We start from the raw sequence: 26,309 nt of genomic DNA, 5'->3' as shown, positions 1-26,309 counted from the left end.
CCACCGGCGCTGCCTGTGGTTCTTGGTGCAGCGACCGGTGAGGTCACTGGCGGGGGAACTTCACTAACCTGGAGGGCGGATGCCCTACTCGGCTGAGTCTTTTTTGGCCCGGACTGCGGGCTTGGGTGCTGCTGCAGGCCTGGCGGCGGGCTTGGCCATCGGCTTGGGCATCGGCACGGGCTTTGCAGCAACGGGCTTCGGTGCGGCCACCGGCTTGGCGGCCACAACGGGCCTGGCCTCGGCAACCTTGGGTGCCTCCACCTTGGGAGCGGCAACCTTCGGGGCCGCGACCTTGGGTGCCTCCACCTTCGGAGCCGCAACCTTGGGGACTTCGGCCTTCGGAGCCGCGGCAACCGGGGCTGCCTTTTCGACTACGACGGCGGGGGCCGGGGCTGCCTCGACAACCGGGGCTGCCTCTTCGGCAACGGCCGGAGCCTCAACGGGCGCCTCGACAACGGCCTCAACGGCAGTCTCGACGACGGCGGCCTCGGCGAGCTCCTCCAGGCTCAGGCCTGCGGGGAGCAGGTCGGCCAGGGACTGCGTCATCGGGGCCTTGTTGTCCCGGTCGACGTCGACCTTGGCCTTGCCGGTGGCAACGGCCTCGTTGTGGGCCTTGGCATCGGCACGCTGCTGGGCCCGGCGGGCTTCAGCCTTCGCCTCGGCCTTGTTCTTCAGCGGACCGATGACCATGACCATGTTGCGGCCGTCGATGCGGGGGCTGGACTCGATGGCCCCAACCTCGGCAACGTCTTCTGCAAACTTCTGCAGCAGGCGGATGCCCATTTCGGGGCGCTGCTGCTCACGGCCGCGGAACTGGATCATGGCCTTGACCTTGTCGCCGGCTCCGAGGAAGCGCAGCGCGTGGCCGGTCTTCGTCTCGTAGTCGTGCTTGTCGATCTTGAGGCGGAACCGGATTTCCTTCAGGACCGTGTTGGTCTGGTTCTTCCGGGCCTCACGGGCCTTGACAGCGGCTTCGTACTTGTACTTGCCGAAGTCCATCAGTTTGCACACCGGCGGCTTGGCCAGCGGTGCTACCTCAACAAGATCGAGGTCCGACTCGGCTGCCAGACGGAGGGCATCCTCAATGCGGACGATCCCAACCTGCTCACCTGCCGGTCCTACCAGCCGCACCTCGGGGACGCGGATGCGATCGTTGATTCGTGGCTCGCTAATGTGTAGCTCCTGTAGCTATTGGTACCTAAGGGTGACACCGGAAATAGAAGAAGGCCTCCGATTGCCGGTGCAATCGAAGGCCTCATGGATCGGTCCCGGCACATCCCAAGGATGCACCGCAGCACTCCCCACAAAGGGATGCCGCCCGACCTGGTACCCGCCCAACTCCGGATCTCCGGGCTGACGGGTGGGAGAGAACTCCGCTTGCTAACTGGACGATCGCCACCCTTGTGGTGCTGTCCGGGACAGCACACAAAAATAACGACATTCAGTCGGTCTATGACAAGCTTAGCAGTATGAGTACCCCCGATAGCAATCCAGCATCCACCACCTCCCGCCACAGCTTTGGCGAGGCCGCCGCAGAGCAGGAATCCGCCCAGGCCCAGACCGCGTCGGCCATGCGCGACATCGCCGAGGTTCCGGCCGTTGAGGTCATCACGACGGCGGCCGTCCACCTGATGAGCGCCGCCGCGGTCAAGTGCGGCCTGGCCGATGGTCCGGACGCCGGCGAGCTGAAGGATCTGGACGAGGCCCGCAAGCTGATCACCGCCCTGGCCGGCTTTGTCACGGCCGCCGCCCCGGAGATCGGCAGCCAGCACGCCGCCCCGCTGCGCGATGGCCTGCGCTCCCTGCAGCTGGCCTTCCGCGAGGCCTCCGAGTTCCCCGACGCACCGGGCAAGGGCCCGGGCGAGAAATTCACCGGAGCGGTGAACTAGCCCACGGTCCCGTGCAGGAACGGCCGCGGTTCCGCCCCACAGTTGGGGGCGGAACCGCGGCCGTTGTGCTTTGGGCGCCGGACTCGGAGTGCAGCCCGGGTGCCGGGGCCCTTGTGCGTTGGGCGCGGGACGTTGGGTGCCGGGGCGGGCGCAGCGCGGCAGCAGCCCCCGCGCGGGCGGCCGCCGCGCGGCCGGCCCTACTTGAGGGCGGCGACCGGAGCCGTCCGCCCGCGCAGGTTCCGCACCACCAGCCCGGCGACGGCCAGGGCGGCGGCAAAGATGCCGATGAAGGTGAACCCGGCCCAGGGACCGACGCCGTCGATCATGGCCCCGGCGACCGGCGAGCCGACGGCGTTGCCGAGCGTCATGGCCGAGCCGTACCAGCCCATGGCCTCGCCGCGGCGCTTCTCGGCCACCAGCGAGGCAATCAGTTCGGCGCTGGAGGTCAGGACGGGGGCGCACAGCAGTCCCGGCGGGATGGACAGCAGCGCCAGCGTCCAGGCGTCCGTGGCAAAGCCCATCGGGATGGTCAGCAGCGACATGGCCGCGAGCAGGATGAGCGGCGAGACCGGGCGGTGCAGGGCACCATAGATGACCCCACCCAGCACCGAGGCGCCGCACCAGAACACAAAGACCAGGCCCAGCTCGTCGATGTGCTCATGCAGGTTCAGCAGGGCCACCATGCCCACGTTGGTGCCGGAGAGCACCAGCCCCGTCCCCACCGATGCGCCCAGGACGGCCAGCACCGCGATGGTCACCCAGGCAAAGTTGTAGCGGGCCTTGGTGAACAACCGGCCCAGGTACGCGGTGGAGGCCGAGGACTGGCCGGCCATGGCCTCTACGGGCGCCAGCTCCTCATAGGAGTCCACCTCGCTGGCCACGTGGTCATCGTCCTCCTCGTCCTCTTGGGCGACGGCGCCGGGCTGCCCGCTGCGGGTGGGCGGGTTGAACCACATCAGGCACAGCCCCGCCAGCGCCGAGGATGCCCCGACGAGGATCAGGCCCGCCGTGGTGTTGATGGAGGTGGCCAGCAGCACGCCGGCGGCCGGGCCGATCATGAAGGTGATCTCGGCACCGATCGCGTCCAGCGCAAAGGCGGTGCGGCGCTGGCTGGTGGGCACCATGACGCCCAGGGACTGCCGGATCACGGAGAAGATGGGCACGGCGAAGGCGCCGCCCAGGGCGGCGGCCACGAGCAGGAGCTGGTAGTTCAGGAAGGGTGCCGAGCACCAGACCACCACTTCGGCAATGACCGAGGGGATGAGGGCACGGCGCAGGCCGACAAGGTCCACCTGGCGCCCGCGCCACGGCGCACCCAGGGCCATGCCCACGGTGACGGCGGCGGCCACGCCGCCGGCGGCCCCGTAGCCAAGGTCCATGGTGGAGACCACGTGCAGGGTCAGCACGACGCCGGCGGCGGCGTGCGGGATGCGCGCCACCATGGCCACCAGAATCAGGCGGAGGACGGGTCCCTGCCTGAGGACTTCAAGGTAGCGGGAAAAATTCACTAAGGCACTTCTCTCTCCACCGGCCCGCGGCGGCCACCAGGAGAGAGGAACGGCGCGGTTATCGGTGCTTCGGCGTGGCGGGCGGCTGTGCGCCCTTGAGACGGATCTGGATCGAATCAACGTTTTGGGCAAAACGCTCATTCCGGGACCAGTGGCCCTGCAGCTCCCCCAGGAGCTGTTGCACTGCATCCTGGTCCAGCCCCGGCGCCAGCGTCAGTTCAACCGCCAGCTCCGGGCCGGCGCCGCCGCCGGATACGGTCAGACCATTGGGATCCATAACATCCTCCCAGATGGTTTGTATTCCCGTCGAGGCCGAGCCGCCAATTTCCAGCAGTGCGGCATGGCCTGCCAGGTCCATGGATTCCTGCAGTGCGGCCGCCACGGCGGGGTCGGCGTAGCTGGGCAGCCACTCCTGCTGCTGGGCCAGAGCCCAGACGGCCGGGCGGCGCAGCACAAACGGCTGCGCGGACCCCGGATCCAGGACCATCAGGTCGGCCTGCTCGGACACCGCGGACAGCGCCGCCCGCGCGGCATACACTGCCACCGGCCGGGCCTCGGCATGCCAGGCGGCCAGGGCCGCGGTGGAGGTGAACACCGGCAGCGTGGTGCGCCCGTCCGGAGCCTGCAGGGTCACCAACGCCATATCGGATTCCTTGTCCGAGGCCAGACCGTTGGCTTCCACGGTGGCCTCGGCCAGCTGCGCCACGATGGGCACAAAGACGCGGACCTGGGCCAGGGCCGCCACCACGTCGGCCTCGGTGCCGGTGCCGGCGGCGAGGGCGGCCAGGGCCGCCGCATAGCCCGGGTCCCGGGTGCCGTCGTCGTCCTCAAAGTTGTGGTAGTCCTCGTCCTGCGGCAGATCGCGGCCGGACCACGGCTGGCCGGCCGAGTCGGTGGTCCCGCCCGCCCCGGCCAGGGCGGCGGCGATGTGGCCGGGGAGTTCGCGCTTGGGGTGTTCGTGCGGCACTGGCTTAGCGGCGTCCGGCGACGTCGAGGGCCTCGGGCAGGGTGAACTTGCCCGCGTACAGCGCCTTGCCCACGATGGCGCCCTCGACGCCGGCCGGGACCAGCTCGCGCAGCACGCGCAGGTCCTCGAGGCTGGAGATGCCACCGGAGGCGACCACGGGCTTGGAGGTCCGTGCGCACATTTCGCGCAGCAGTTCCACGTTCGGCCCGCGCAGGGTGCCGTCCTTGGTGACATCGGTGACCACATAGCGGGCGCAGCCGGCGTCCTCCAGGCGGGCCAGCACCTCCCAGAGGTCCCCGCCATCCTTGGTCCAGCCGCGGGCGGCCAGCGTGGTGCCGCGCACGTCCAAGCCGACGGCGATCTTGTCGCCGAAGCGCTCGATGGCGCGGGCGGTCCATTCCGGGTTCTCCAGCGCGGCGGTGCCGAGGTTGACGCGGGCGGCGCCAAGCTCCAGGGCCCCTTCCAGGGAGGCGTCGTCGCGGATGCCGCCGGAGAGCTCGACCTTGATGTTCAGGGCGCCAACCACCTCACGCAGCAGCGGCGCATTGGTGCCGCGGCCAAAGGCGGCGTCCAGGTCCACCAGGTGGACCCACTCGGCGCCGTCGTTCTGCCAGGCCAGGGCTGCATCCAGCGGCGAGCCGTAGCCGGTTTCGCTGCCGGCCTCACCCTGGACCAGGCGGACGGCCTGGCCGTCGACCACGTCGACGGCGGGCAGGAGTTCCAGAATCGGGGCGTTGGTGCTGGTCATGATGTCCTTTGGCGGTTCGGTTGGTGCAGTGTGGAACGGGAGAGGGGAGGAACAGAAGCGGGCGGGGCCCTAGGCGGCCGGAAGCGTCAGCAGGTACGCCGCCACCAGGGCCATGGCGGCCAGCAGGGCGAAGCTGATGGGGATCCAGCGCGGCTTCTTCTGCTGGAAGAACGTGTAGGCGCCGCCGATCAGCAGGCCGGCGAGCCCCATCAGAACCACCGACCACATCTAGGCGGCCGCCTTGCGCAGCGAGTCGACCCAGTTGCGCAGCAGGCGCGCCCCGGCGTCGCCGGACTTCTCCGGGTGGAACTGGGTGGCGCAGAGCGGTCCGTTCTCCACCGCGGCGATGAACGGTCCGCCGTGGTTGGACCAGGTGACGGCCGGCGGCTTCATCAGCGGCTGGACCACGTCGAAGTCCCAGGTCTGCACGCCGTAGGAGTGCACGAAGTAGAAACGCTCGTTTTCGACACCGGCAAAGAGCATGGAGCCCTCGGGCACGTCCACGGTGTTCCAGCCCATGTGCGGCACCACCTCGGCCTTGAGGGGTTCCACGACTCCGGGCCACTCCCCCATGCCGTCGGCGGCGATGCCGTGTTCCACGCCGGAATCGAAGAGGATCTGCAGGCCCACGCAGATGGCCAGCACCGGCCGGCCGCCGGCCACGCGGCGTCCGATCATGCGCAGGCCGTCCACGTCCTTGAGCTCCTTCATCACCGCGGCGAAGGCACCCACCCCGGGGACCACCAGGCCGTCGGCGTGCAGGACGTCCTCGGGCTTGGCGCTGAGCGTGACGTTGGCGCCGGCGCGCTCCAGGGCGCGGACGGCCGAGCGCACGTTGCCTGACCCGTAGTCCAACACCGTGACGGTGGGGCGGGTGTCCGCCGCACCGTCCGCGGCGCCGGCCGCGGCCGCGGTGGCGTCCTCTCCGGTGCTCACAGGCTGCCCTTGGTGGACGGGATCCCTGTGACGCGGGGATCGGGCTCGATGGCCGAGCGCAGGGCGCGGGCGAAGGCCTTGAACTGGGCCTCCACGATGTGGTGCGGGTCCCGGCCGGCGATGACGCTCATGTGCAGGCAGATCTGCGCGTGCAAGGTGATGGCCTCGAAGACGTGGCGGGTCAGCGATCCGGTGAAGTGGCCGCCGATCAGGTGGTATTCCTGCCCGGCGGGCTCGCCGCCGTGGACCAGGTAGGGGCGTCCGGAGACGTCGACGACGGCGTTGGCCAGGGCCTCGTCCAGCGGCACGGTGGCCTCGCCGAAGCGCCGGATGCCGGCCTTGTTGCCCAGGGCGATGCGCAGGGCCTCGCCGAAGGTGATGGCCACATCCTCCACCGTGTGGTGGGCGTCGATGTGGGTGTCGCCGGTGGCCTTGACGGTGAGGTCGATCAGCGAGTGCTTGGACAGCGCCGTGAGCATGTGGTCGTAGAACGGCACGGAGGTGTCAATGCTGGACACACCGGTGCCGTCCAGGTTGATCTCCACGAGCACGGAGGACTCGCTGGTGCTGCGTTCCAGGCGGGCGGTGCGGCCGGCGCTCTGCACGGTCTCGGTCATGAAAGAAGGTCCTTTGATTGCTGTGGCGGGGCAGGCGGGGGCGGCCTCAGGGTGCACACCGGTGGCGGTGCGCACCGCTGCGTCCCCTCCAGTCTAGAAGAGGGTGGGCCGTGGCGGGAAAGCGGGAGTCCTAGCCCTTGAGCAGGGACGCCAGCGAGTCAAGGAACACGGTGGTCTCCGCCTCGGTGCCGGCGGTGACGCGCAGATGTCCGGGGATGCCGACATCGCGGACCAGCACGCCGGCGTCCAGCAGGCCCTGCCAGATGGCGTGCGGGTTCTCCAATCCGCCGAAGAAGACGAAGTTGGAGTCCGACGGCGCCGGGTCCAGGCCCAGCGCGGCCAGCCCGGCGACGATGCGGTCGCGCTGGACCTTGATGTCCTCGACGTTGGCCAGCAGCGAATCGGAGTTGCGCAGCGCGGCGACGGCGGTGGCCTGGGTGATCGCGGAGAGGTGGTAGGGCAGGCGGACCAGGCGCAGGGCGTCGGTGACCTCCGGGGCGGCGGCCAGGTAGCCCAGGCGGGCGCCGGCCAGGGCAAAGGCCTTGCTCATGGTCCGGGACACCACCAGGCGCGGGCGGCCCGGCAGCAGGCTCAGCGCGCTGGGCGTGCCGTCGTGGGCGAACTCGGCATAGGCCTCGTCCACAATGATGATGGCCTGGCTGGCCTCGCCCGCCTCGTAGACTGCCTCCACGACGTCCAGCCCCAGGGCCGTTCCGGTGGGGTTGTTGGGCGAGCAGAGGAACACGATGTTCGGCGCAGCGGCGCGCACCTGTGCGGCGGCGTCCTCGGCGGTGAGGGAGAAATCATCCTTGCGCCGGCCCGCGGCATACGCCGTGCCGGTTCCGCTGGCCAGCAGCGGGTACATCGAGTAGGTGGGAGGGAAGCCCATCGCCGTGCGGCCGGGGCCGCCAAAGGCCTGCAACAGCTGCTGGAGGACCTCGTTGGAACCATTGGCGGCCCACAGGTTGTCCAGGGTCAGGCCGTGGCCCAGATAGGCGGCCAGCGCGGTGCGCAGTTCGGTGAATTCACGGTCCGGGTAGCGGTTGAGGCCCTCGAGCTGCTCGGCGACGGCCTTCAGGATGGCCTCGCGGGCATCGGCCGGAACGCCGTGCGTGTTCTCGTTCACATTCAGCAGGATGGGCACATCCAGCTGGGGGGCGCCGTACGGATGCTGCCCCCGGAGATCGTCTCGAAGGGGCAACTGGTTCAGGCGTTCTAGCTGGTTCACCCTTCCACTTTAAGTGCCACGGGCACAGGGGGCGAACCACGGGGCTCCGTGACCCTCTGTTACCGCCTCCGCCGGCCGCGCCGGGCCTGGAGCGGCATCCTGCGGAACCTGCCAGGAAGGTCAGGCAGCCTTGGGGACGAACAGGCGCTGGCCCGGCTGGACCACGGAGCTGGCGAGATCGTTCAGTTCGACAATGTCCGACACCACGTCGCGGGTGTCGCGGGAGGAATCCGCCGCCATGGCGATGGACCACAGCGTCTGGCCGGACAGCACAGTCACCGTGCTGGTGTAGTCCGGCGCCGGGCCGCCCACCGTGGCGGCCTTGGCGGGGGTGGTGAAGACGGCGGCCAGGGCCACCAGGGCGATGGCCACCAGGGCCAGCGGCATCCAGATCAGGACCAGGCGGCCCCGGCGGGTCAAGCGGAGCGGGGGAAGTTCGTTCGTGGAGCTCATGGCATTAAACCTTTCACTTCGGCAGACGTGCGCCCTGGGCCGTTCGAAACAACCGGGCCGAGAGCGGTGAAACAGATTCGAACATGTATTCGAATGCGTCTTGACCATTTTTAGCACTAATGGACGAAGCTTGCCAAGACTCGCTAGAACAAATGTTTGAAAAACTACCGGAGCTGTCCTACCGTTAAGGCAAGGGATTTACCGGATCGGTAGTAGTCGAACCAAGCAGTAGTCAAGCAGGCGCCACCGACACGAACTCCCCCACACCCAGTGGGTGGCCGCACCGGCCACCCACCAGTACCGACGCCGTCGCGGGAAGGACAGCACCATGCCGTCTCCGGAATTCATCCTCCACAGCGGGAATCCCGCCAGCCGGCACGGCCTCAAGGGCCTGACAGTGCGGCAGAAGAAGATCCTCGAGTGCATCCAGCGCTCCATCTCGGACAAGGGCTACCCGCCGTCCATGCGCGAGATCGGCGACGTCGTTGGCCTCGCCAGCCTCTCCAGCGTCACCCACCAGCTCAGCCAGCTGGAAAAGATGGGCTACCTGCGCCGGGACCCCAAGCGTCCGCGCGCCATGGAGGTGCTCATCCCGTTGACGCTGGACTACGGCCAGCCGCGGATCGAGGGCGTTCCGGCCCCCACCGAGCTGCGCGGGGCCAACGGGCTGAACATGGCCGAACTCAGCAGCGCCTCGGACACGGCATTGGTTCCGCTCGTCGGCCGGATCGCCGCCGGCGGACCCATCCTGGCCGACCAGGTCATCGAGGACGTCATGCCGCTGCCGCGCTCCCTGGTGGGCCACGGTGAGCTCTTCATGCTCAAGGTCTCCGGCGACTCCATGATCGACGCCGCCATCTGCGACGGCGACTGGGTGGTGGTGCGCCGGCAAAGCAACGCCCTCAACGGCGACATCGTGGCCGCCCTGCTCGACGACGAGGCCACGGTGAAGACCTTCCGGCAGCGCGACGGCCACACCTGGCTGCTGCCGCAGAACACCCGCTACGAGCCCATCCTGGGCGACCACGCCACCGTCATGGGCAAAGTGGTCTCCGTCCTGCGCAGCATCTAGCAAAAGACCCAGCCCACAACGCAGAAGCCCTGCGGCCGCACCGGCCGCAGGGGTTCTGCGTCTGCACCGGCAGGGCCTACCGCACCGCGCGCAGGGGCTTGGCGGCGCCGGCGAGCCACAGAGCCAGCAGGATCGGCGCCCCGATGGCCAGCAGGGCCAGGTTGATGCCGACGTGGTCGCCGAGGTAGCCCAGCAGCGGCGGGCCGGCGAGGAACGCGACATAGCCGATGGTGGAGACCACCGACACCCTGGCTGCGGCGTGCCGGGGATCATCGGCAGCGGCGGACATGCCCATGGGGAAGGCCAGCGCGGCCCCCATTCCCCACAGCGCGGCCCCCACCCCGGCCAGGACAAGGTTGCCGGCAAGGACGAACAGCACCAGGCCCACCGCCGCTGCCGCCATGCTGGCCCGCAGCACCGCCACGCGGCCGAACCTGTCAATGGCACGGCCGCCGAGGAAGCGCATCAAGGTCATTGCCGCCACGAACAGGGCAAAGAGCAGCGCCCCGGCGGACTCCGTGGCCCCCAAGCCATCCACGGCGGCCTTGGCGATCCAGTCGTTGCCCGCGCCCTCGGTGAGCGTGGCACCGAGCACCACGACGCCGATGAGCAGGGTGCGTCCGTCGCGCCAGGCGGAAGACCCCTTGGCCCGCGGCTGGCCGGCGCCGGCCGCATCCGGCACGGCTACCGGCACGCGGGGCAGGAACCAGCGCGGCGCGGTCAAGGTCAGGGCGACCACCACCACGGCAACCACCAGGAGATGCTCCGGCAGCCCGACGCCCAGGGTGGACAGACCCGCCCCGATCAGGGCGCCGACGAAGGCGCCGCCGCTGAAGGCCGCGTGGAACTGGGGCATGATGGTGCGCCCGAGCCGGTGCTCGACGCCGGCGCCCTCGATGTTCTGCGCCACATCCCACAGCCCGATCCCGATGCCGAAGAAGAACAACGCCGCGGCGGTGGCGGGCACGGAGCCGGCCATCAGCGACAGAGCGATGCCCGCGCACGCCGTGGCCGCGAGCAGCCCGCCGGTGCGGATGGTGTTCGCCGCACCGATCCGCCCGACCACCGCGCCGGCGGAGGGCAGTGCCAGCAGGGAGCCGACAGCGATGCAGAGCAGGAGGGTGCCCATCTGTCCGGAGCTTAGGCCCAGGGTCTGCGTGACGGCAGGGATGCGCGCTGCCCAGCTGGCAAACACGAGGCCGTTCAGTCCGAAGACCAGGAAGGTGGCCACGGATGCGGCCCGAACGTGGGTGTCCACGGTAATGGTCATAGTGGTGCAACTTCCACAAAGAGTCGTAGGGAGGTGGAGGCCGGGCCGGGAAGGTCCGGCAGCCAGCCGGGCCGGTGCGCCGCTGTGTACTTGGAACTACAGCCGGGCCCCGGTCGGGGTGGTGATGCGGGCAACCGCCTCCACCGTGCTGGCACGGTCGTGCGGTTCGGTGTCGAGGGCGGCATGGAGAAAGAGCCCCTCGATCAGGGCATCGAGCATCCGGCACGTGGCAGGGTCGAAGTGGCGGCCCAGGGCGTGCCTGCTCCGTGCCATCCAATCCCGGGTGATCTGGCGGAACGCCGGCTCGCGGGCGGCCAGCGTGTAGAGCTCCTGCGTGAGCACCAGGTCCCGCTGGCTGCCCAGCAGGTCCTGGTGGATCAGCTCGACGACGGCGGCCCTCGCGGCCCCGGCGTCGGCGGCGCGGCCCAGCCGGTCCTCGAACCCGTCGGCAACGGTATCCGCAAACCGCCCGAACGCCTCCGCCAGCAGTTCGTCCATGTTGGTGAAGTGGTAGGTCATGGAGCCAAGCGGCACACCGGCGTGCTCGGCAATCTTGCGGTGCGAGGACCCGGCAACACCCTGGGCGGCAATGACATCCAGGGCGGCATCGATGATCCTGTCCCGCCGGTCCGGATCGAAACGGCGTGACGCCACGGTGGTCAGATTTCCCGCACGATGCGGGCCGGGTTGCCCACCGCCACCACGTTCGCCGGAATGTCCCTCGTCACCACCGCCCCGGCACCGATCACCGAGTTGTCCCCGATGCTCACCCCGGGCAGAACTATCGCCCCGCCGCCGAGCCACACGTTGTCGCCGATGGCGATCGGCTGCGCGGCCTCCAGGCGGTCCCGCCGCGGTTGGGGTTCCACCGGGTGCGTGGGCGTCAGCAGCTGCACATTCGGGCCGATCTGGCAGTCCTCCCCGATGGTGATCGAGGCGACGTCCAAGGCGGTGAGGTTGTAGTTGATGAACGTGCGCGCCCCCACGGTGATGAACGATCCGTAGTCGACAAAGAGCGGCGGTTTGATGTGCGCATCCTCCCCCAGGGAGCCCAGCAGGTCCGCCAGGATGGGCCGCGCCGCGTCCGGGTCCTGGGCATAGGCCGCGGTGTACTGGCTTTGCAGGGCCACCGCACGCCGGGCCTCGCGTTCGCTGTCGGGGTCATCGGCGATGTACAGGTCCCCGGCGAGCATCCGCTCCCGGTTGGTGCGCGTGTCCCCGGCAAAGTAATCGGTCATGTGTACGATCGTACGCAAAGATGGCAAGGATGGAAAGAACGCCCGCCCGGTGGGGCCCGGCGGACATGCAAAAGGCCCTGCGGCCGCAATGGCTGCAGGGCCTTTATAGCTCGACAGTGCTATTCGGCCTTGGCCAACCGGCCCAGTGCATCCAGCACCAGCGCCCGGTCCGTCGTGGACCAGAACGGCGGCAGGGCCGCGCGCAGGAACCCGCCATAGCGGGCCGTGGCCAGGCGCGAGTCCAGCACTGCCACCACGCCCTTGTCGCCCGTGGAACGGATCAGCCGGCCCGCACCCTGGGCCAGCCGGATGGCGGCATGCGTGGCGGAAATGGACATGAAGCCATTGCCACCGGCCGCGGCCACGGCCCGCGTGCGGGCGGTCATCAGGGGATCGTCCGGGCGCGGGAACGGAATGCGGTCAATCACCACCAGCCGGCAGGAGCTGCCCTGCACGTCCACCCCCTGCCACAGCGACATCGTGCCGAACAGGCAGGTGTCGGGCTCGGCCTCAAACTGCTTCACCAGCGCCGCCATCGAGGACTCCCCCTGGCAGAGGATCTCCATGTCCAACCGCTCCCGCATCGCCGCCGCGGCGTCTTCGGCCGCTCGCCGCGAGGAGAACAGCGCCAGCGTGCCGCCGCCGGCCGCCGTGATCAGGGCCTCGAGTTCGTCCAATTGCTCCGGGGAGGTGCCCCGCCCCGGCTTTTCCAGATGCTTGGCCACGTAGAGCATGCCCTGTTTGGGGTAGTCGAACGGGGAGCCGACATCGGCGCCGGTCCACGACGGCGCACCCGCCCCCACCAGCCCGAGTCCACCGGCGGTGTGTTCGAACGCCGCGCCGATGGCCAGCGTGGCGGAGGTCAGCACCACTGTGTGGTCGGCGAAGAGCCCCTCGCGGAGCTTGCCGGCCACGCTCAGCGGCGCCACGTTCAGCAGCGCGGGCGAGGACTCGTCCGGGGCCTGGTAGCCCTGCTGCGGGTTGAACGTGCTCTGGCGCGAGACCCACACCACCTCGTGGGCCTCGGCGGCCGCCAGCATCCGCTCGCACAGTTCCAGGATCAGCGACAGGCGCGAGCGCGCGATCTGGCGTCCGCCGTCGGCCGGGTCGTTGCCCTCGGGTTTCGAGTCGGACAGTGCGGCGCGGGCGGCGTCGCGCAGCTGGTCCAGCGCCACCAGCTGTTCCTCGTTCAGGCCCTGCGGCAGCAGCCCCGACGGGGTGCCGGCCAGCGCCAGCTCCAGCGCGGCCGCGGACGTGGCGAGCGCCTCGACGGAGATTGCTGTGTGCTTGCGCGCGCTGGAGGCCGCCACCTGGACCATCTGGACCGAGAGCTGGCCGGTCACGGCACCCGTCACCCGGTCCTGGAGCTCATGGGCCTCGTCCACCACCACGACGTCGTACTCGGGCAGCACGGCCAGACCCTCAAAGGCGCTGATGGCCAGCATGGCGTGGTTGGTGACGATGACGTCCGCCTCGGCGCCGCGGGCGCGGGCCAGCTCGGAGAAGCAGGTCTCGGCGAGCGGGCATTTCTGCGCGCCCAGGCATTCCATGCTGGTCACCGACACCTGGCGCCAGGCGCGGTCGCTGACGCCGGGCATGAGCTCGTCGCGGTCACCGGTCTCGGTGTCCTCGGCCCACTCGCGCAGCCGGACCACTTCGCGGCCCAGCTGCGTGCCGGGGCCGGTGAGGGTGCCGGGCAGGTGCACCACGGAGGTGTCCTCGCCCAAGGAGAACAGCTGGCCGTCGCTGGGCTCCTCGGTGGGGAACCCGCCGTCGAGCTTGTGCCGGCAGACGTAGTTGCTGCGGCCCTTCACCAGGGCCACCTTCACCGGGCGCGGCAGCAGCGGGGCGATGGCCTCCAGCAGGCGCGGGAGGTCGCGGCTGACAATCTGCGCCTGCAGCGCCAACGTGGCAGTGGCCACCAGCGACGGCTTGTCGCTCTCGAGGGCATGGGCAATCAGCGGGATGAGGTAGGCCAGGGACTTGCCCGTGCCGGTGCCGGCCTGGACCAGCAGGTGGTCGCCCGTTTCAATGGAACGCACCACCTGCTTGACCATTTCGTGCTGGCCATCGCGGCGCTGGCCACCCATGGCGGCCACCGCCGCATCCAGCAGGCCGAGGGCGAAGTCCTCGCCCCCGGCCGCCTTGTTCTTTGACGCGGGATCAGCCATGGATGACAAACTGCTCCAGCTCGGCCGCCAGGCCCTCGCGCACCTTCACGGTGGCGTGGGTGCCGTCCGCGCCGTGCTCGACGCTGAGGATCTCGGCGTCGGACTGGTGCAGCCGGTTGAGCAGATCGCCGCGGTTGAAGGGGATCAGCAGCTCCAGCTGGACGCCCGGGCGCGGGATGGCGTCGCTGATGGCCTGCAGGAGCTCGTCGATTCCGGCGCCGGTGCGGGCGGAGACCACCACATGGCGCGGCTCCCTCTGGCGCAGCCGTTCGACCACAAAGGGATCGGCGGCGTCGGCCTTGTTGAGCACGATGATCTCCGGCACCTTGCGGGCGTCCACCTCGGCAAACACCGCACGGACGGCGGCAATCTGCCCCTCCGGATCCGGGTGCGCGGCGTCCACCACGTGCAGGATGAGGTCGGCGTCGGCCACCTCCTCCAGGGTGGAGCGGAAGGCCTCCACCAGCTGGGTGGGCAGCGAGCGGACAAAGCCCACCGTGTCCGCCAGCGTGTAGCCGAGGCCGTCGGCCGTCTCCGTCTTGCGCACGGTGGGGTCCAGCGTGGCGAACAGCGCGTTCTCCACCAGCACCCCGGCCTGGGTCAGCCGGTTCAGCAGCGAGGACTTGCCGGCGTTGGTGTAGCCGGCAATGGCCACCGACGGCACGGCGTTGCGCTTGCGGTTGGCACGCTTGGTCTCCCGGGCGGGCTTCATCGCGGCAATTTCGCGGCGCAGCTTCGCCATCCGGGTGCGGATCTTGCGGCGGTCCAGTTCCATCTTGGTTTCACCCGGACCGCGGGAGCCGATGCCGCCACCGGCGGCGCCCACGCGGCCGCCGGCCTGGCGGGACATGGACTCGCCCCAACCGCGCAGGCGCGGCAGCAGGTACTCCATCTGGGCCAGCTCCACCTGGGCCTTGCCCTCGCGGGACTTGGCGTGCTGGGCGAAGATGTCCAGGATCAGCGCGGTCCGGTCGATGACCTTGACCTTGACCACGTCCTCCAGGCTGCGGCGCTGGGAGGGCGAGAGTTCGCCGTCGACGACGACGGTGTCCGCGCCGGTGGCCGAGACGATATCCTTCAGTTCCAGGGCCTTGCCCGAGCCCAGGTAGGTGCCCGGATCCGGCTTCTGCCGGCGCTGCACCAACCCGTCCAGAACCTCGGACCCGGCGGTCTCGGCCAGGGCGGCCAGCTCGCGCAGCGAGTTCTCGGCATCGGCCAGCGTGCCCTCGGTCCACAGTCCGGCCAGCACCACGCGCTCCAGGCGCAGCTGGCGGTACTCGACCTCCGTGACGTCCTCAAGTTCGGTGGACAGGCCGGCCACGCGGCGCAGCGCGCGGCGTTCCTGCAGGTCCTCCTGCGCGCCGTCGAACAAGCCGTGCTCGAAGCCCCGGGTGGAGATGGCCTGGGCCTTGCCCACCACGTGGCTCCGGGTTTCGGGCATTGCCTGCGGATCCGCCGCCTCCGCGCGTTCGGCGGAGGTGCGGGCGGCATGGGCCGTGGCGCCGGCGTCCTTGGCCAGGATCCTGTCAATCACGGCCTGGATTTCCGCGGGGCTCAGATCGGCGGCATCGCCGGATGCGCCGGGCTGCGGGTCGCGGGGCTCGCCAGCTGCATGTGCGTTGGTCATATTCTCCTTCAGCGGGTTCTTCTTCCTATCGTAGTCGCGCGCACCGACGGCGGGCGTGGCGGAAGTGCCGTCGGGGGCGGTGGAAAAGGTGTGGTTCTCGAGCATGGGTGTCCTTGTCTGCGGCCCGCGGCGGCACCGCCCCACAGGTTGGGGAGGATGCGCTGGAGGGGACGGCGATCTCTGGTGGCGGATCTGCGCGGCAGATCATGGCATGTGGAGCGTTCCGGACGGCACGGAGGTTGCTCAACGTGGTCCGGGAGGGCTGGCACAATCACAGAGTCTTCATGCCTCCAGCTTAGCAGGCGCCCCGGCACAGACTTAGGCATGCCTTGATTCCGTTTCGGCCCCGGTGCCACTAATCTGGCAAGACTATGGCCTCCGAACATTACTTCAGCGCCCAGCCGTCCGTCCCGGAAAAACGCCGTCCCCTGAGCGTTGTGCTGGCCGGGGCCCCGCGGTCCCTGCAGACCTCCGGTGGCATCTTCAGCCCCGACAGCGTCGACAAGGGCACGGCCATCCTGCTGCACGAGGCGCCGCCGCCCTCCCCCACCGGAAACCTGCTGGACATTGGCTGCGGCTGGGGCCCGATCGCGCTCTCGCTGGCCCTGCGCGCCCCGCATGCCTCGGTCTACGCCGTAGACGTCAACGAACGCGCCCTGGGACTGACCCGCGACAACGCCGCAGCGCTGGGGTTGTCGAACGTCACGGCGTCCCTGCCCGACGCCGTCGACCCCGAGCTCAAGTTCAACACCATCTGGTCCAACCCGCCCATCCGCGTGGGCAAGGACGAACTCCACTCGCTGCTGCTGATGTGGCTGCCGCGGCTGGCACCGGGCGGCGCCGCCTACCTGGTGGTGCAGAAGAACCTGGGCTCGGATTCGCTCCAGCGCTGGCTCGACACCGAGCTGGCGGCGCAGTACCCCGAGCTGCACCTGAAGGTCAGCAGGGACAGCACCAACAAGGCCTTCCGCATCCTCAAGGTCGTCCGCCCGGCCCTGTAGCCCAACCCGGCCCAACTAGGTGACAGTTATCGCACAATTTCCTCGCGAAAGTGTGAGATAGCTGTCACCTGGTTTTTAGGCGATGGCGCCGCTGGCGACGATGACGGCCGGGCCGCTGAGCTCCACGTGCTCGGCGCCGCCGGCACCCGGGAAGAACTTCACGCCGACGACGCCGCCGGGCACGTTGACGCGCCAATCGTTCGGTGCCGTGTCGCCGGCCCAAAAGCGGGTGGCCGCCGCGGCCGCGCAGGCGCCCGTGCCGCAGGAAAGGGTCTCCCCCACGCCGCGCTCGTGCACGCGCATGGTGATCTCGGCGACGCCGTTGTGGACCAGCGGGTCCGACGGGACGGCGAATTCAACGTTGGTGCCGTGGGCCGGCACCGGGTCGACCACCGGCGCGTGGGCCAGGTCGGTCTCCGCCAGCTCGCCGGCGTGCGCCAGGGCCACCACCGTGTGCGGGTTGCCCATGCTGATCGAGACGGCCGGACGCGGCACGTCCAGCCCGCGGGCCGTGACGAGCGAATCCATGCCGCGCTCCCGGGCGGCCGCGGGGAAGATGAACTCCCACGGGCCCATGTCCACCGCGTAGCCCTCGGCCGTGCGGACGATCTTCTTCACGCCGCCGCGGGTGCCAATGGTCAGGGTCTCGCCGGGGGCCAGCGCCACCAGCCCCTGCTCGATCAGGAAGTGCACAAACACGCGCACGCCGTTGCCGCACATCTCCGAGAGCGAGCCGTCGCCGTTGCGGTAGTCCATGAACCATTCGGCCGCCGGTTCCTGTGCCAACAGGGCCGCACCCTCCGGCAGGTCCTTGGAGCGGACGGCGCGGATCAGGCCGTCGGCGCCGATGCCGCGGTGCCGATCACACAGGGCCGCCACCTGCTCCGGGCCAATGTGGTGCACGCCCTCGGGGTCGGCCACCAGCACAAAGTCGTTTCCGGTGCCGTGGCCCTTGGAAAAGGGCAGTCCGGACAGGGTCGACAGGGTGGGCGCATGCGTCAGGGCGGTCATGGGTTAAGCCTACGGCACCACGCCCCGGCCGCTGCCGGCGCCGGCAGCGGCACTGCCGGCGTTGGGGCGGCGTTGGGGCGGCGTCGGCGGGGCGCCCCGCGTCGCGGCCGGCGTCGTCCCTAGCGCTGCTCCCGGGTGGCCCGTTCGACGGCGGCCAGCGCGGCCGCGGGCAGGCCGGCGCCCAAGGCGTCCAGCCAGGTGACGCGCGGGTCGGCGCGGAACCAGGTGATCTGGCGGCGGGCGAACTGCCGGGTGGACACGATGGTCTCCTCGCTGGCCTGTGCCACGGTGCTCACGCCGTCGAGCACGCGCAGGAACTGCTGGTAGCCCAGGGCACGCTGGGCGGTGCGGCCCTCGCGCAGCCCGTGGGCCGCGAGCCGTTCAACCTCGGCCTCGAGCCCGGCGCCGACCATCGTGTGCACGCGCGCGGCCAGCCGCTGGTGCAGCTGGGCGCGGTCCAGGTCCAGGCCGATCTGCACGGCGGGCTGGAAGTACTCGCGCTCGGGCATGAAGGAACTGAAGGGCCGCCCGGTGAGCCGGTGCACCTCCAGGGCCCGGACCACGCGCTTGCCGTCGTTGATGCGCGCGGCGGAGAGCGGGTCCACGGCGGCCAGCCGGGCATGCAGGGCGGCAAAGCCCGCGGACTCCAGCTCGGCCTCCAGCTCAGTCCTGAGCGCCGCGTCGGTACCGGGAAACTCCAGCACGTCCAACGCGGCCCTGTTGTACAGCCCGGACCCGCCCACCAGGATAGGCACCCGGCCGCGCGAGCGGATGTCCGCCATCGCGGTGCGGGCCAGCTCCTGGAAGGCCGCCACGGTGGTGTCCTCGGTAACGTCCAGGAAGTCCATCAGATGGTGCGGGATGCCGCGGCGTTCGGCCATGGAAAGCTTGGCCGTGCCGATGTCCATGCCGCGGTAGAACTGCATGGAATCGGCGTTGATGACCTCCCCGTCCAGCGCCTGCGCCAACGCCAGGCCCAGCTCGGACTTGCCGGAGCCGGTGGGCCCGACGACGGCGATGACGGGCAGAGCCGCCGCGGGCACACCAAAGGCGGGACCGCCCGCTGTGCTCACTTCGTGCGGACGGGCAGCGCGGGCATGCCCAGGGACACGGCCTTCGTGGCCGCCGTGCCGGCCCCGGGCGTGGGCACGCCGCAGGACTCGGCCTGCGCACGGTCCCAGGCGTCGCCCGCGCGCGAGCGGCGCAGGCTGTAGTCCGCCACCGTGGCCGGGTCGGCCACGAGGTGGAAGGCGGCGGCCTCGGTGATGGTCACCGTGACCAGGTCGCCCGGGCGCGGGGCCGGTGCGCCGTCGGGCACGCTGAAGTGCACCAGACGCTGGTCCTGGGCGCGGCCGGTGAGGCGGTGCGTCTCGGCGGCCTTGCGGCCGGACTGGGCCGTCACCATGACCTCCACCGTCCGGCCCACCTGCTTGGCATTCTCTTCGGCGGCCATCCTGTCCTGCAGCGCGGTGAGGCGCTCAAAGCGTTCCTGCACCACCGCCTTGGGCAGCTGGTCCTCCAGCTCCGCGGCGGGAGTGCCGGGGCGCTTGGAGTACTGGAAGGTGAAGGCGGTGGCGAAGCGGGACTTCTCCACCACATCCAGGGTGGCCTGGAAATCCGCCTCGGTCTCGCCGGGGAAGCCGACGATGATGTCGGTGGAGATGGCAGCATGCGGCATCTTCTCGCGCACCTTGTCCAGGATGCCCAGGAACTTGGTCGAGCGGTAGGAGCGGCGCATGTCCTTGAGCACCTTGTCGGAGCCGGACTGCAGCGGCATGTGCAGCTGCGGCATCACGTTGGGGGTCTCGGCCATGGCGTCGATGACGTCGTCGGTGAAGGCGGCCGGGTGCGGGCTGGTGAAACGGACCCGCTCCAGGCCCTCGATGGCCCCGCAGGCGCGCAGCAGCTTGCTGAAGGCCAGCTTGTCGCCGAACTCCACGCCGTAGGAGTTCACGTTCTGGCCCAGCAGCGTGACCTCGATGGCGCCGTCGTCCACCAGCGCCTGGATCTCGGCGAGGATCTCGCCCGGACGGCGGTCGCGCTCCTTGCCGCGCAGCGAAGGGACGATGCAGAAGGTGCAGGTGTTGTTGCAGCCCACGGAGATGGACACCCAGCCCGAGTACACGGAATCGCGCTTGGTGGGCAGGGTGGAGGGGAAAACGTCCAGCGATTCCAGGATTTCCAGCTGGGCATCGCTGTTGTGGCGTGCCCGCTCCAGCAGGGTGGGCAGGGCGCCCACGTTGTGGGTGCCGAAGACGACGTCCACCCAGGGGGCCTTCTTCAGGATGGTGTCGCGGTCCTTCTGGGCCAGGCAGCCGCCCACGGCGATCTGCATGCCCGGGTTGGCCTCCTTGACCGGGCGCAGCATGCCCAGGTTGCCGTAGAGCTTGTTGTCGGCGTTCTCGCGCACGGCGCAGGTGTTGAAGACGACGACGTCGGCCTGCGCGGCGGACGGTGCGGACGACGAGCCGGCATCGGAGTTGCCCGCGTTGGCGTTGCCGGCATCGGCCACCAGCGGCACCAGCCCCGCGGCCTCCAGCAGTCCCGCCATGCGCTCGGAATCGTGCACGTTCATCTGGCAGCCGAAGGTGCGCACCTGGTAGGTGCGGGGGTGCTGCGGGGCGGCTGCGGGGGCGGAAGGATCTACGCCGTCAATGGTCAAGCTCATCCATCCAGCTTAAGACCTGCGGGCCGCTCCTCCGTAACCGGGTCCTCTCAGTACCAGCCGATGGCAACTTCGTGGTCCCAGGCGCTGCAGGGCGAGCCATAGCGGTTGGCGATGTAGCCCAGTCCCCAGGTGATCTGGGTGCGGTAGTTGGTCAGCCAGTCCGGGCCCGTCTCGCCGTACTTGCTCGGCAGCAGCGCCTGCGCGATGCCATAGGCGCCGCTGGAAGGGTTGGTGGCATTGGTCAGCCAGCTGGACTCCTGCGTCCAGAGCTTGACCAGGCATGGATACTGGTCCGCGCCCCAGCCATAGGCGGACAGCCGGGCGTTGGCGTAGGCCTTGGCCCCGGCCGGATCGTTGACGGAGTTGCCGGGGATGTTGGGCAGCAGGACCTCCACGGGGATGTAGCCATCGCCCGGATCCACCGGCGTCGAGCCCGAACCGCCACCGTTTCCGGAACCGCCCGAATTGCCACCGCCAGAGTTGCCGCCGCCCGACCCGGCGGCCGCGGCGGCCGCTGCTGCTGCCTCCTGGCGCGCCTTCTCGGCCGCCGCGGCCTTGGCCGCCTGGGCCGCCACATAGGTTGCCTGCGCCACCTGCCCCTGGCGGAACTGCTGCTCGACGGCGGCGCTGGTGTTCTTCAGCGACGCCAGCTGTTCGGTGAGCAGTGTGCTGTTCTTCTGCTCGATGGCCACCTGGGCCGCCATGGCATCCCGGGCCGAAACGGCGGAATCCAGGCTGGTCTTGGCCGCTGCGGCGAGCCTTTCGCGCTCCGCGCGGGCGGCCGACTGCTGGCTGGTCAGGGATTGGGCGACGGCGCGGGAGGCCTTGGCCTGGTTGTACAGGGCGCTGGTCTTCTCCCCCACGGCGTGCAGCAGGTCCAGACCCGCCAACCCGCCGTCCTTGCTGAGGGCCTCCATGCCGGAAAACAGGCCCATGCCTGTGCCGCCGGATTTGTAGGTTTGGGCCGCAAGCACACCGGCCTGCTTTTTCAGCTTGTCCACGTCCGCATTGGCGCGGTCCACCTGGGCGTTGAGGAGTTCTTCCTTGGTGGCCGCGGCATCCAGCGCCGCCTTGGTCCTGGCGTAGTCGGCGCCGGCGGCCACTGCCCTGTCGCCAAGCGCCGCGGATTGGGCACCCAGGCCATCGAGCAGGGAGTTGATCCGTTCCACCGCCGCGGCGGTGGAGGCCTCGCTGGTCTTGGCCGACTGGACGTCGGCCCAGCTCGGGTAGCCGCTGGGCGGAGCGTCGTCGTCCGCCGTGGCCGGAAGGGCCCCCAGCAGGGACATGGCAAGCAGCACGGTGGCGGCAAAGGAGCCGGCCACCACTGCCGGCCGCAGGGTGCGCAGAGGATTCACGTTGAGGGAGACCATATGCCGCCCAGCATAACCCGGGGCAGCGCGGCCGGCCAGCAGGCGGGCCTAGCCGGCCCCATCCAGCCAGGCATCCATTTCGGCATTGACAATCTGGAACGACAGCGACGGCGAATACCCCTTGCGGGCCAACATGCCCACCAGCCGGCGGACGTGCTTCTCCCGCTCCGCGCGTTCGCCCAGATCCATGCCGGGGCGCAGCTTGCGCCGGACCAGGGCGGCAGCGGCCGCGTGCTCATCCTCGTCGCTGAGCTGCTCCAGCGCCTCGGCGGCAAGGTCCGGGTCGATGCCCTTCTCGGACAATTCGCGCCCCAGGGCGCCGCGGGCCAAATGCCGCGTCTGCGCCCGGCTGCGCACCCACATCTGGGCGAACTCGGCGTCGTCGACCAGGCCCACGGCCTCGAAACGGTCCAGCACCTCCTCCACCACCTCGGCGGGGACGTGGCGTTCGGCCAGCTTCTGCGCCAGCTGATGCCGGCTCTTGGCGGAGCTGGTCAGCTGCCGCAGCACGATGGACCGTGCCACGGCAGCTGGGTCGGCGTCGGGATCCAGCTCGGGGGCCGGTCTGCGTCCCGTCATGGTCCGTGCCCCCGCCTAGAAGCCGTCAACGGCCTTGAGCTTGGGCGCCTTCTCCTCGGCGGGCTCGGCCACCACGCCAACACCCAGCTTGGCCTTGATCAGGCGCTCGAGCTCCTCGGCCAGTTCCGGGTTGTCCTTGAGGAACCGGCGGGAGTTCTCCATGCCCTGGCCCAGCTGGTCGCCGTCGTAGGTGTACCAGGAGCCGGACTTCTTGATGATGCCGTGTTCCACACCCATGTCGATGATGCCGCCCTCGCGGGAGATGCCCTGGCCATAGATGATGTCGAACTCGGCGATCTTGAAGGGCGGGGCCATCTTGTTCTTGACGATCTTGGCCTTGGTCCGGTTGCCGACGGACTCGGCACCTTCCTTCAGCGTCTGGATGCGGCGGACGTCGATGCGGATGGACGCGTAGAACTTCAGCGCCTTGCCGCCGGTGGTGGTTTCCGGGCTGCCGAAGAACACGCCGATCTTCTCGCGCAGCTGGTTGATGAAGATGGCGGTGGTCTTGGTCTGGCTCAACCGGCCGGTGATCTTGCGCAGCGCCTGGCTCATCAGGCGGGCCTGCAGACCCACGTGGCTGTCACCCATCTCGCCTTCGATTTCCGCACGCGGCACCAGGGCGGCGACGGAGTCGATGACCACGACGTCCAGCGAACCGGAGCCGATCAGCATGTCCATGATCTCCAGGGCCTGCTCGCCGGTGTCCGGCTGGGAAACCAGCAGTGCATCGACATCCACGCCCAGCTTGGCCGCGTAATCCGGGTCAAGGGCGTGCTCGGCGTCGATGAACGCGGCGATGCCGCCGGCCTTCTGCGCGTTGGCCACGGCGTGCAGGGCCACGGTGGTCTTACCGGAGGATTCCGGCCCGTAGATCTCCACCACGCGGCCGCGCGGCAGGCCGCCAATGCCCAGGGCCACATCCAGCGCGATGGACCCGGTGGGGATGACCTCGATCGGGGCACGGACTTCATCGCCCAGTCGCATGATGGAGCCCTTGCCGAACTGCTTGTCGATCTGCGCCAGAGCGGCTGCAAGCGCCTTTTCACGGTCTGCGGGAGCGGCCATGATTCACCTCGGTCTTTCATCTGCGCCAAAGCTGGCGGGCCGCGGATCCCGCCCCGGTGGGTGGGGTCTGCACGGCTGGTTGTTTGTATGCATATGACGCTACTGGAGGCCACCGACAAAATCAGCGGCACCGTACGTTTTGTGGACAACTTGGGTCCGCAACAGCGCTGACGGCCAAGGTCGTGCAGCTCTTCCAGCCTACATCGATCCGAATAAATATTCGAATGTTTTCCATCGGACCCTGACGGCGTGTTGCCCCGGTCTAGGCCTTGGGCGCCACATCCCGGCCCAGGCGCCGCTCCGGGGGCACGTCCTGGATCTCGCAGATGGCCAGCCACACCCGGCGCGGTTCCAGCCCGCTGCCAAGGGCGTCGACGGCGGTCCGCCCGCCCGCCGCGGAGAGCACCAAGTCACGGGCCAGCACCCGGGAATACCCGGCACCGAACTCGTCGTCCATCAATCGCCAAAAATCGCTCACACGCACCCTAGAAGTCTCTCACGGACGCCCGGCCCTAGAATTGGACCATGACCCTTCCCGCGACCGGAACCACCGCCGATGCCGGCGCCCAGCCCGGTGCCCAGCCAAATGCACAGGCGCTGCTGGCGCCCGAGGCCGAGGCCGCCATCGAAACGGTGGAGGCGCAGCTGAGCCTCATGTGGCGCCGCGGCCGCTCCATCAACCACAACCTGACCCGCAAGGTGCACCCGGAGCTTGAACCGGCCGCCTACGGACTGCTGACGGTGCTGATGGCCAATGGGGCCATGCGCCTGACGGATCTGGCGGCGTGCATTGGCGTGGGCAAGCCCTCCGTCAGCCGGCAGATTGCGTTCCTGGAGTCGATCGGGCTGGTCCGCAAGGAGGCGGACCCCTCGGACGGGCGGGCCCAGGCCATCCTGCTGACCGACCTCGGCCAGGGGCGCATGCGTTCGGTCAACACCGCGCGCAAGCAGGCCCTGCACGCGCGGCTGGCGGATTGGTCCACGGCCGAGCTGGAGCAGTTCGCCACGCTCATCGCCAAGCTGAACCACGACTACGAAAACGACTTTGGCCCCGGCGATGCCACCCACTCCCCGGCCGCGAAGCATGCGGCCCAGCACGCGGCCAAGCAGGTTGCCGGGTAGAACCTCCCGTTAACGCCCGACGGCGGCCGGCCACCCAAAGGTGGCGGCCGCCGTCGCGGTTTGGCTCGGTGGCGTTGGCTCGGTGACGTCCTAGACGGCGCTGGAGAGCATGCCCTTGCGCAGCTCCTCGGAGAGCTCCTCGCCCAGGTCGCGGCCGTAGCGGGCCGAGAATTCCTGCGGCACGGTGTCCGGCACGGCAACGCCCTCGGCAACGGCCAGACGGTCGCTGACCTCGCGCAGCATCATGGACAGGGGGACTTCCAGTGCGGAACAGATCGAAGACAGCAGCTCCGAGGAGGCTTCCTTCTGTCCACGCTCGACTTCGCTGAGGTAGCCCAGCGATACGCGTGCATTGTGTGAGACTTCACGGAGGGTACGGCCTTGACGCTGGCGGACATCCCGCAGAACGTCTCCAATTTCGTGGCGTAAAACCACCATCTTGCGCTCCTTCTGCTCGTGCTTAGCCTCATCTGCCAAACCCACATCCCGCCAGCGCACTACGCCGTTTACGGATACGGGTTGCTTCACCATCGGTATCGCCTTACTCCTCTTGACTCGTCGCCAGTGCCGGGGTTCCGGCATTGGTACGGCGCCTGTTGACCTCATCCTAGGACGGTTGGGGTTCCGGCGCTCACTATGACTAACTATTAGGTCATAACTTTTGTTCCCGGGCCGCTGCAACAACTTGGTCCAGCAGGGCCAGTGCCTCGTCGCACGCCTGCTGGCGCACGTGGGCCCGGTCCCCGGCAAAATGGTACTCGTAGGCCTGGGCGGCGCCGTCCAGCGCCACGCCAATGTAGACGTTTCCCACCGGTTTGCCGCCGTGCGGCTCCGGTCCGGCCACGCCCGTGGTGGAGATGCCCACCCGCGCCCCGGTCAGGCGGCAGATGCCCTCGGCCATCTGCACGGCCACCTGGGCGTCCACCGCGCCGTGGCTGAGCAGCCGCGCCGGGTCCACTCCCAGGATGTCCGTCTTAATGTGGTTTTGGTAGGCGATCACGCCGCCGAGCAGCATGCCCGACGCCCCGGCCGCCTGCACCAGCGTGGCCGCCACCATGCCGCCCGTGAGCGACTCCGCGGTGGCAACGGTGAGGTGGGCGGCGACGGCGTCGGCCACCAGGGTGGGCAGGTCGCGTTCCACCATCAGCGCTCCCGCTTTCCGGCCTGGCCGGCGCTTGGGTTCCGGCCGGCGGTCCGCAGGCGTGCGGCCTGGACGATGTAGTCGACACCCGTCACCAAGGTCACGGCCAGGGCCAGCAACATCACGGCCAGGGCCAGGATGGACAGCCAGCCGATGGCGGGCGTCCACGGCAAAAGGTAGATGAAGATGGCCACCGTCTGCAGCACCGTTTTGAGCTTGCCGCCGCGCGAGGCGGGGATGACGCCGTAGCGGATCACCACAAAACGCAGCAGCGTGATGCCGATTTCGCGCACCAACATCAGGATGGTCACCCACCACCACAGCTCCCCCGCCGCGGAGAGCAGAACCAGCGCCGAGCCAATGAGCAACTTGTCCGCGATGGGGTCCGCGATCTTGCCGAAGTTGGTGATCTGGCCGCGGCTGCGGGCAATGTCACCGTCCAGCTTGTCCGTGTAGATCGCCACCACAAAGGCGGCGACGGCGGCCCAGCGCCAGGGTCCGTAGTTTCCGTCATCGGCAACGAAGAACCAGATGAAGAACGGCACCAGCACAATGCGCAGCATGGTCAGGGCATTGGGCAGGTTCCACAGCTGTGCGGCCGGCGCGCTCGATTCACTCACCCCAC

Annotated in this window: 28 protein-coding genes; 4 read left to right on the top strand and 24 right to left on the bottom strand. The window is 69.5% G+C overall.

Features of this window, described 5'->3' with window-relative positions:
- Nucleotides 1-84: 84 nt before the first annotated feature.
- Nucleotides 85-1,131, bottom strand: a complete 1,047-nt coding sequence (gene infC / locus ACQCSX_RS20395) for a translation initiation factor IF-3 (protein ID WP_427017024.1) — start codon at nt 1,129-1,131, stop codon at nt 85-87.
- Nucleotides 1,132-1,571: 440 nt separating this feature from the next.
- Here infC and ACQCSX_RS20390 point away from each other — a divergent pair, with 440 nt between their 5' ends.
- Nucleotides 1,572-1,889 (top strand): DUF1844 domain-containing protein, encoded by a 318-nt coding sequence (locus ACQCSX_RS20390; protein ID WP_427019116.1) that lies wholly within the window; start codon nt 1,572-1,574, stop codon nt 1,887-1,889.
- 197 nt (nt 1,890-2,086) lie between these two features.
- Here ACQCSX_RS20390 and ACQCSX_RS20385 read toward each other — a convergent pair whose 3' ends face one another.
- The 8 genes from ACQCSX_RS20385 to ACQCSX_RS20350 all read right to left on the bottom strand — a co-directional run bounded on the left by ACQCSX_RS20385 (nt 2,087) and on the right by ACQCSX_RS20350 (nt 8,346).
- A complete protein-coding gene (locus tag ACQCSX_RS20385; protein ID WP_427017023.1) occupies nt 2,087-3,397 on the bottom strand; it encodes an MFS transporter in 1,311 nt (436 codons plus the stop codon).
- 58 nt (nt 3,398-3,455) lie between these two features.
- Nucleotides 3,456-4,364 (bottom strand): SseB family protein, encoded by a 909-nt coding sequence (locus ACQCSX_RS20380; protein WP_427017022.1) that lies wholly within the window; start codon nt 4,362-4,364, stop codon nt 3,456-3,458.
- A gap of 4 nt (nt 4,365-4,368) precedes the next feature.
- Nucleotides 4,369-5,112, bottom strand: a complete 744-nt coding sequence (gene priA / locus ACQCSX_RS20375; protein WP_427017021.1) for a bifunctional 1-(5-phosphoribosyl)-5-((5-phosphoribosylamino)methylideneamino)imidazole-4-carboxamide isomerase/phosphoribosylanthranilate isomerase PriA — start codon at nt 5,110-5,112, stop codon at nt 4,369-4,371.
- 69 nt (nt 5,113-5,181) lie between these two features.
- Nucleotides 5,182-5,340: a hypothetical protein gene (locus ACQCSX_RS20370; RefSeq protein ID WP_427017020.1), complete on the bottom strand. Its 159-nt coding sequence runs from the start codon at nt 5,338-5,340 to the stop codon at nt 5,182-5,184.
- Nucleotides 5,341-6,048 (bottom strand): imidazole glycerol phosphate synthase subunit HisH, encoded by a 708-nt coding sequence (gene hisH / locus ACQCSX_RS20365; protein WP_427017019.1) that lies wholly within the window; start codon nt 6,046-6,048, stop codon nt 5,341-5,343.
- Entirely contained in the window at nt 6,045-6,665 is a 621-nt protein-coding gene (gene hisB / locus ACQCSX_RS20360) for an imidazoleglycerol-phosphate dehydratase HisB (protein ID WP_427017018.1), read from the bottom strand. Before hisB ends, hisH begins: the two co-directional genes overlap by 4 nt.
- A gap of 130 nt (nt 6,666-6,795) precedes the next feature.
- Nucleotides 6,796-7,893: a histidinol-phosphate transaminase gene (locus tag ACQCSX_RS20355; RefSeq protein WP_427017017.1), complete on the bottom strand. Its 1,098-nt coding sequence runs from the start codon at nt 7,891-7,893 to the stop codon at nt 6,796-6,798.
- A 120-nt stretch (nt 7,894-8,013) separates the two neighbouring features.
- Nucleotides 8,014-8,346, bottom strand: coding sequence for a LysM peptidoglycan-binding domain-containing protein (locus tag ACQCSX_RS20350; protein WP_427017016.1), 333 nt, complete (start codon nt 8,344-8,346; stop codon nt 8,014-8,016).
- 328 nt (nt 8,347-8,674) lie between these two features.
- On the opposite strand from ACQCSX_RS20350, the gene lexA reads away from it, so the two are divergent.
- On the top strand, nt 8,675-9,418 hold the full coding sequence (gene lexA / locus ACQCSX_RS20345) for a transcriptional repressor LexA (protein ID WP_427017015.1): 744 nt from the start codon (nt 8,675-8,677) through the stop codon (nt 9,416-9,418).
- A gap of 76 nt (nt 9,419-9,494) precedes the next feature.
- Here the strand turns inward: lexA and ACQCSX_RS20340 are convergent, their stop codons facing one another.
- From ACQCSX_RS20340 to hflX, 5 genes are all read right to left on the bottom strand, one after another.
- Nucleotides 9,495-10,688, bottom strand: a complete 1,194-nt coding sequence (locus ACQCSX_RS20340) for an MFS transporter (protein WP_427017014.1) — start codon at nt 10,686-10,688, stop codon at nt 9,495-9,497.
- Nucleotides 10,689-10,784: 96 nt separating this feature from the next.
- Nucleotides 10,785-11,342, bottom strand: coding sequence for a TetR/AcrR family transcriptional regulator (locus ACQCSX_RS20335; RefSeq protein WP_427017013.1), 558 nt, complete (start codon nt 11,340-11,342; stop codon nt 10,785-10,787).
- A 5-nt stretch (nt 11,343-11,347) separates the two neighbouring features.
- A complete protein-coding gene (locus ACQCSX_RS20330) occupies nt 11,348-11,926 on the bottom strand; it encodes a sugar O-acetyltransferase (RefSeq protein ID WP_427017012.1) in 579 nt (192 codons plus the stop codon).
- A 119-nt stretch (nt 11,927-12,045) separates the two neighbouring features.
- The gene (locus ACQCSX_RS20325) at nt 12,046-14,097 is read right to left on the bottom strand and encodes an ATP-dependent DNA helicase (protein WP_427017011.1); all 2,052 of its coding nucleotides are present in this window, start codon (nt 14,095-14,097) and stop codon (nt 12,046-12,048) included.
- Entirely contained in the window at nt 14,090-15,829 is a 1,740-nt protein-coding gene (hflX, locus tag ACQCSX_RS20320; RefSeq protein WP_427017010.1) for a GTPase HflX, read from the bottom strand. The genes ACQCSX_RS20325 and hflX overlap by 8 nt, the downstream gene beginning before the upstream one ends.
- A 266-nt stretch (nt 15,830-16,095) precedes the next feature.
- Between hflX and ACQCSX_RS20315 the strand changes: the two genes are divergently transcribed.
- A complete protein-coding gene (locus tag ACQCSX_RS20315; protein ID WP_427017009.1) occupies nt 16,096-16,725 on the top strand; it encodes a class I SAM-dependent methyltransferase in 630 nt (209 codons plus the stop codon).
- Nucleotides 16,726-16,800: 75 nt separating this feature from the next.
- On the opposite strand, the gene dapF is transcribed toward ACQCSX_RS20315, so the two are convergent.
- The 7 genes from dapF to ACQCSX_RS20280 all read right to left on the bottom strand — a co-directional run bounded on the left by dapF (nt 16,801) and on the right by ACQCSX_RS20280 (nt 23,905).
- Nucleotides 16,801-17,736: a diaminopimelate epimerase gene (gene dapF / locus ACQCSX_RS20310; RefSeq protein ID WP_427017008.1), complete on the bottom strand. Its 936-nt coding sequence runs from the start codon at nt 17,734-17,736 to the stop codon at nt 16,801-16,803.
- Between the two features lie 119 nt (nt 17,737-17,855).
- Nucleotides 17,856-18,809 carry a tRNA (adenosine(37)-N6)-dimethylallyltransferase MiaA gene (miaA, locus tag ACQCSX_RS20305; protein ID WP_427017007.1) on the bottom strand — a complete coding sequence of 318 codons (954 nt, stop codon included), beginning with the start codon at nt 18,807-18,809 and terminating at the stop codon, nt 17,856-17,858.
- On the bottom strand, nt 18,806-20,404 hold the full coding sequence (gene miaB / locus ACQCSX_RS20300) for a tRNA (N6-isopentenyl adenosine(37)-C2)-methylthiotransferase MiaB (protein WP_427017006.1): 1,599 nt from the start codon (nt 20,402-20,404) through the stop codon (nt 18,806-18,808). Before miaB ends, miaA begins: the two co-directional genes overlap by 4 nt.
- A gap of 47 nt (nt 20,405-20,451) precedes the next feature.
- Nucleotides 20,452-21,774 carry a coiled-coil domain-containing protein gene (locus tag ACQCSX_RS20295; RefSeq protein ID WP_427017005.1) on the bottom strand — a complete coding sequence of 441 codons (1,323 nt, stop codon included), beginning with the start codon at nt 21,772-21,774 and terminating at the stop codon, nt 20,452-20,454.
- Nucleotides 21,775-21,822: 48 nt separating this feature from the next.
- Entirely contained in the window at nt 21,823-22,353 is a 531-nt protein-coding gene (locus ACQCSX_RS20290) for a regulatory protein RecX (RefSeq protein ID WP_427017004.1), read from the bottom strand.
- A gap of 15 nt (nt 22,354-22,368) precedes the next feature.
- Nucleotides 22,369-23,421, bottom strand: a complete 1,053-nt coding sequence (recA, locus tag ACQCSX_RS20285; protein WP_427017003.1) for a recombinase RecA — start codon at nt 23,419-23,421, stop codon at nt 22,369-22,371.
- Nucleotides 23,422-23,683: 262 nt separating this feature from the next.
- Complete coding sequence (locus ACQCSX_RS20280; RefSeq protein WP_427017002.1) at nt 23,684-23,905, bottom strand: DUF3046 domain-containing protein; 222 nt, start codon at nt 23,903-23,905, stop codon at nt 23,684-23,686.
- A gap of 41 nt (nt 23,906-23,946) precedes the next feature.
- Between ACQCSX_RS20280 and ACQCSX_RS20275 the strand changes: the two genes are divergently transcribed.
- Nucleotides 23,947-24,543: a MarR family winged helix-turn-helix transcriptional regulator gene (locus ACQCSX_RS20275; protein ID WP_427017001.1), complete on the top strand. Its 597-nt coding sequence runs from the start codon at nt 23,947-23,949 to the stop codon at nt 24,541-24,543.
- A gap of 90 nt (nt 24,544-24,633) precedes the next feature.
- On the opposite strand, the gene ACQCSX_RS20270 is transcribed toward ACQCSX_RS20275, so the two are convergent.
- The 3 genes from ACQCSX_RS20270 to pgsA all read right to left on the bottom strand — a co-directional run bounded on the left by ACQCSX_RS20270 (nt 24,634) and on the right by pgsA (nt 26,304).
- Entirely contained in the window at nt 24,634-25,074 is a 441-nt protein-coding gene (locus ACQCSX_RS20270) for a helix-turn-helix domain-containing protein (RefSeq protein WP_427017000.1), read from the bottom strand.
- 121 nt (nt 25,075-25,195) lie between these two features.
- On the bottom strand, nt 25,196-25,687 hold the full coding sequence (locus ACQCSX_RS20265; RefSeq protein ID WP_427016999.1) for a CinA family protein: 492 nt from the start codon (nt 25,685-25,687) through the stop codon (nt 25,196-25,198).
- Entirely contained in the window at nt 25,687-26,304 is a 618-nt protein-coding gene (gene pgsA / locus ACQCSX_RS20260) for a CDP-diacylglycerol--glycerol-3-phosphate 3-phosphatidyltransferase (RefSeq protein WP_427016998.1), read from the bottom strand. The genes ACQCSX_RS20265 and pgsA overlap by 1 nt, the downstream gene beginning before the upstream one ends.
- Nucleotides 26,305-26,309 lie beyond the last annotated feature (5 nt).

The sequence above is a fragment of the Pseudarthrobacter sp. P1 genome (genome assembly GCF_050156935.1).
In the GTDB taxonomy this organism is placed as follows: Bacteria; Actinomycetota; Actinomycetes; order Actinomycetales; family Micrococcaceae; genus Specibacter.
The sequence above is the reverse complement of the archived record's forward strand: the minus strand, read 5'-3'. Positions and strand labels throughout refer to the sequence as shown.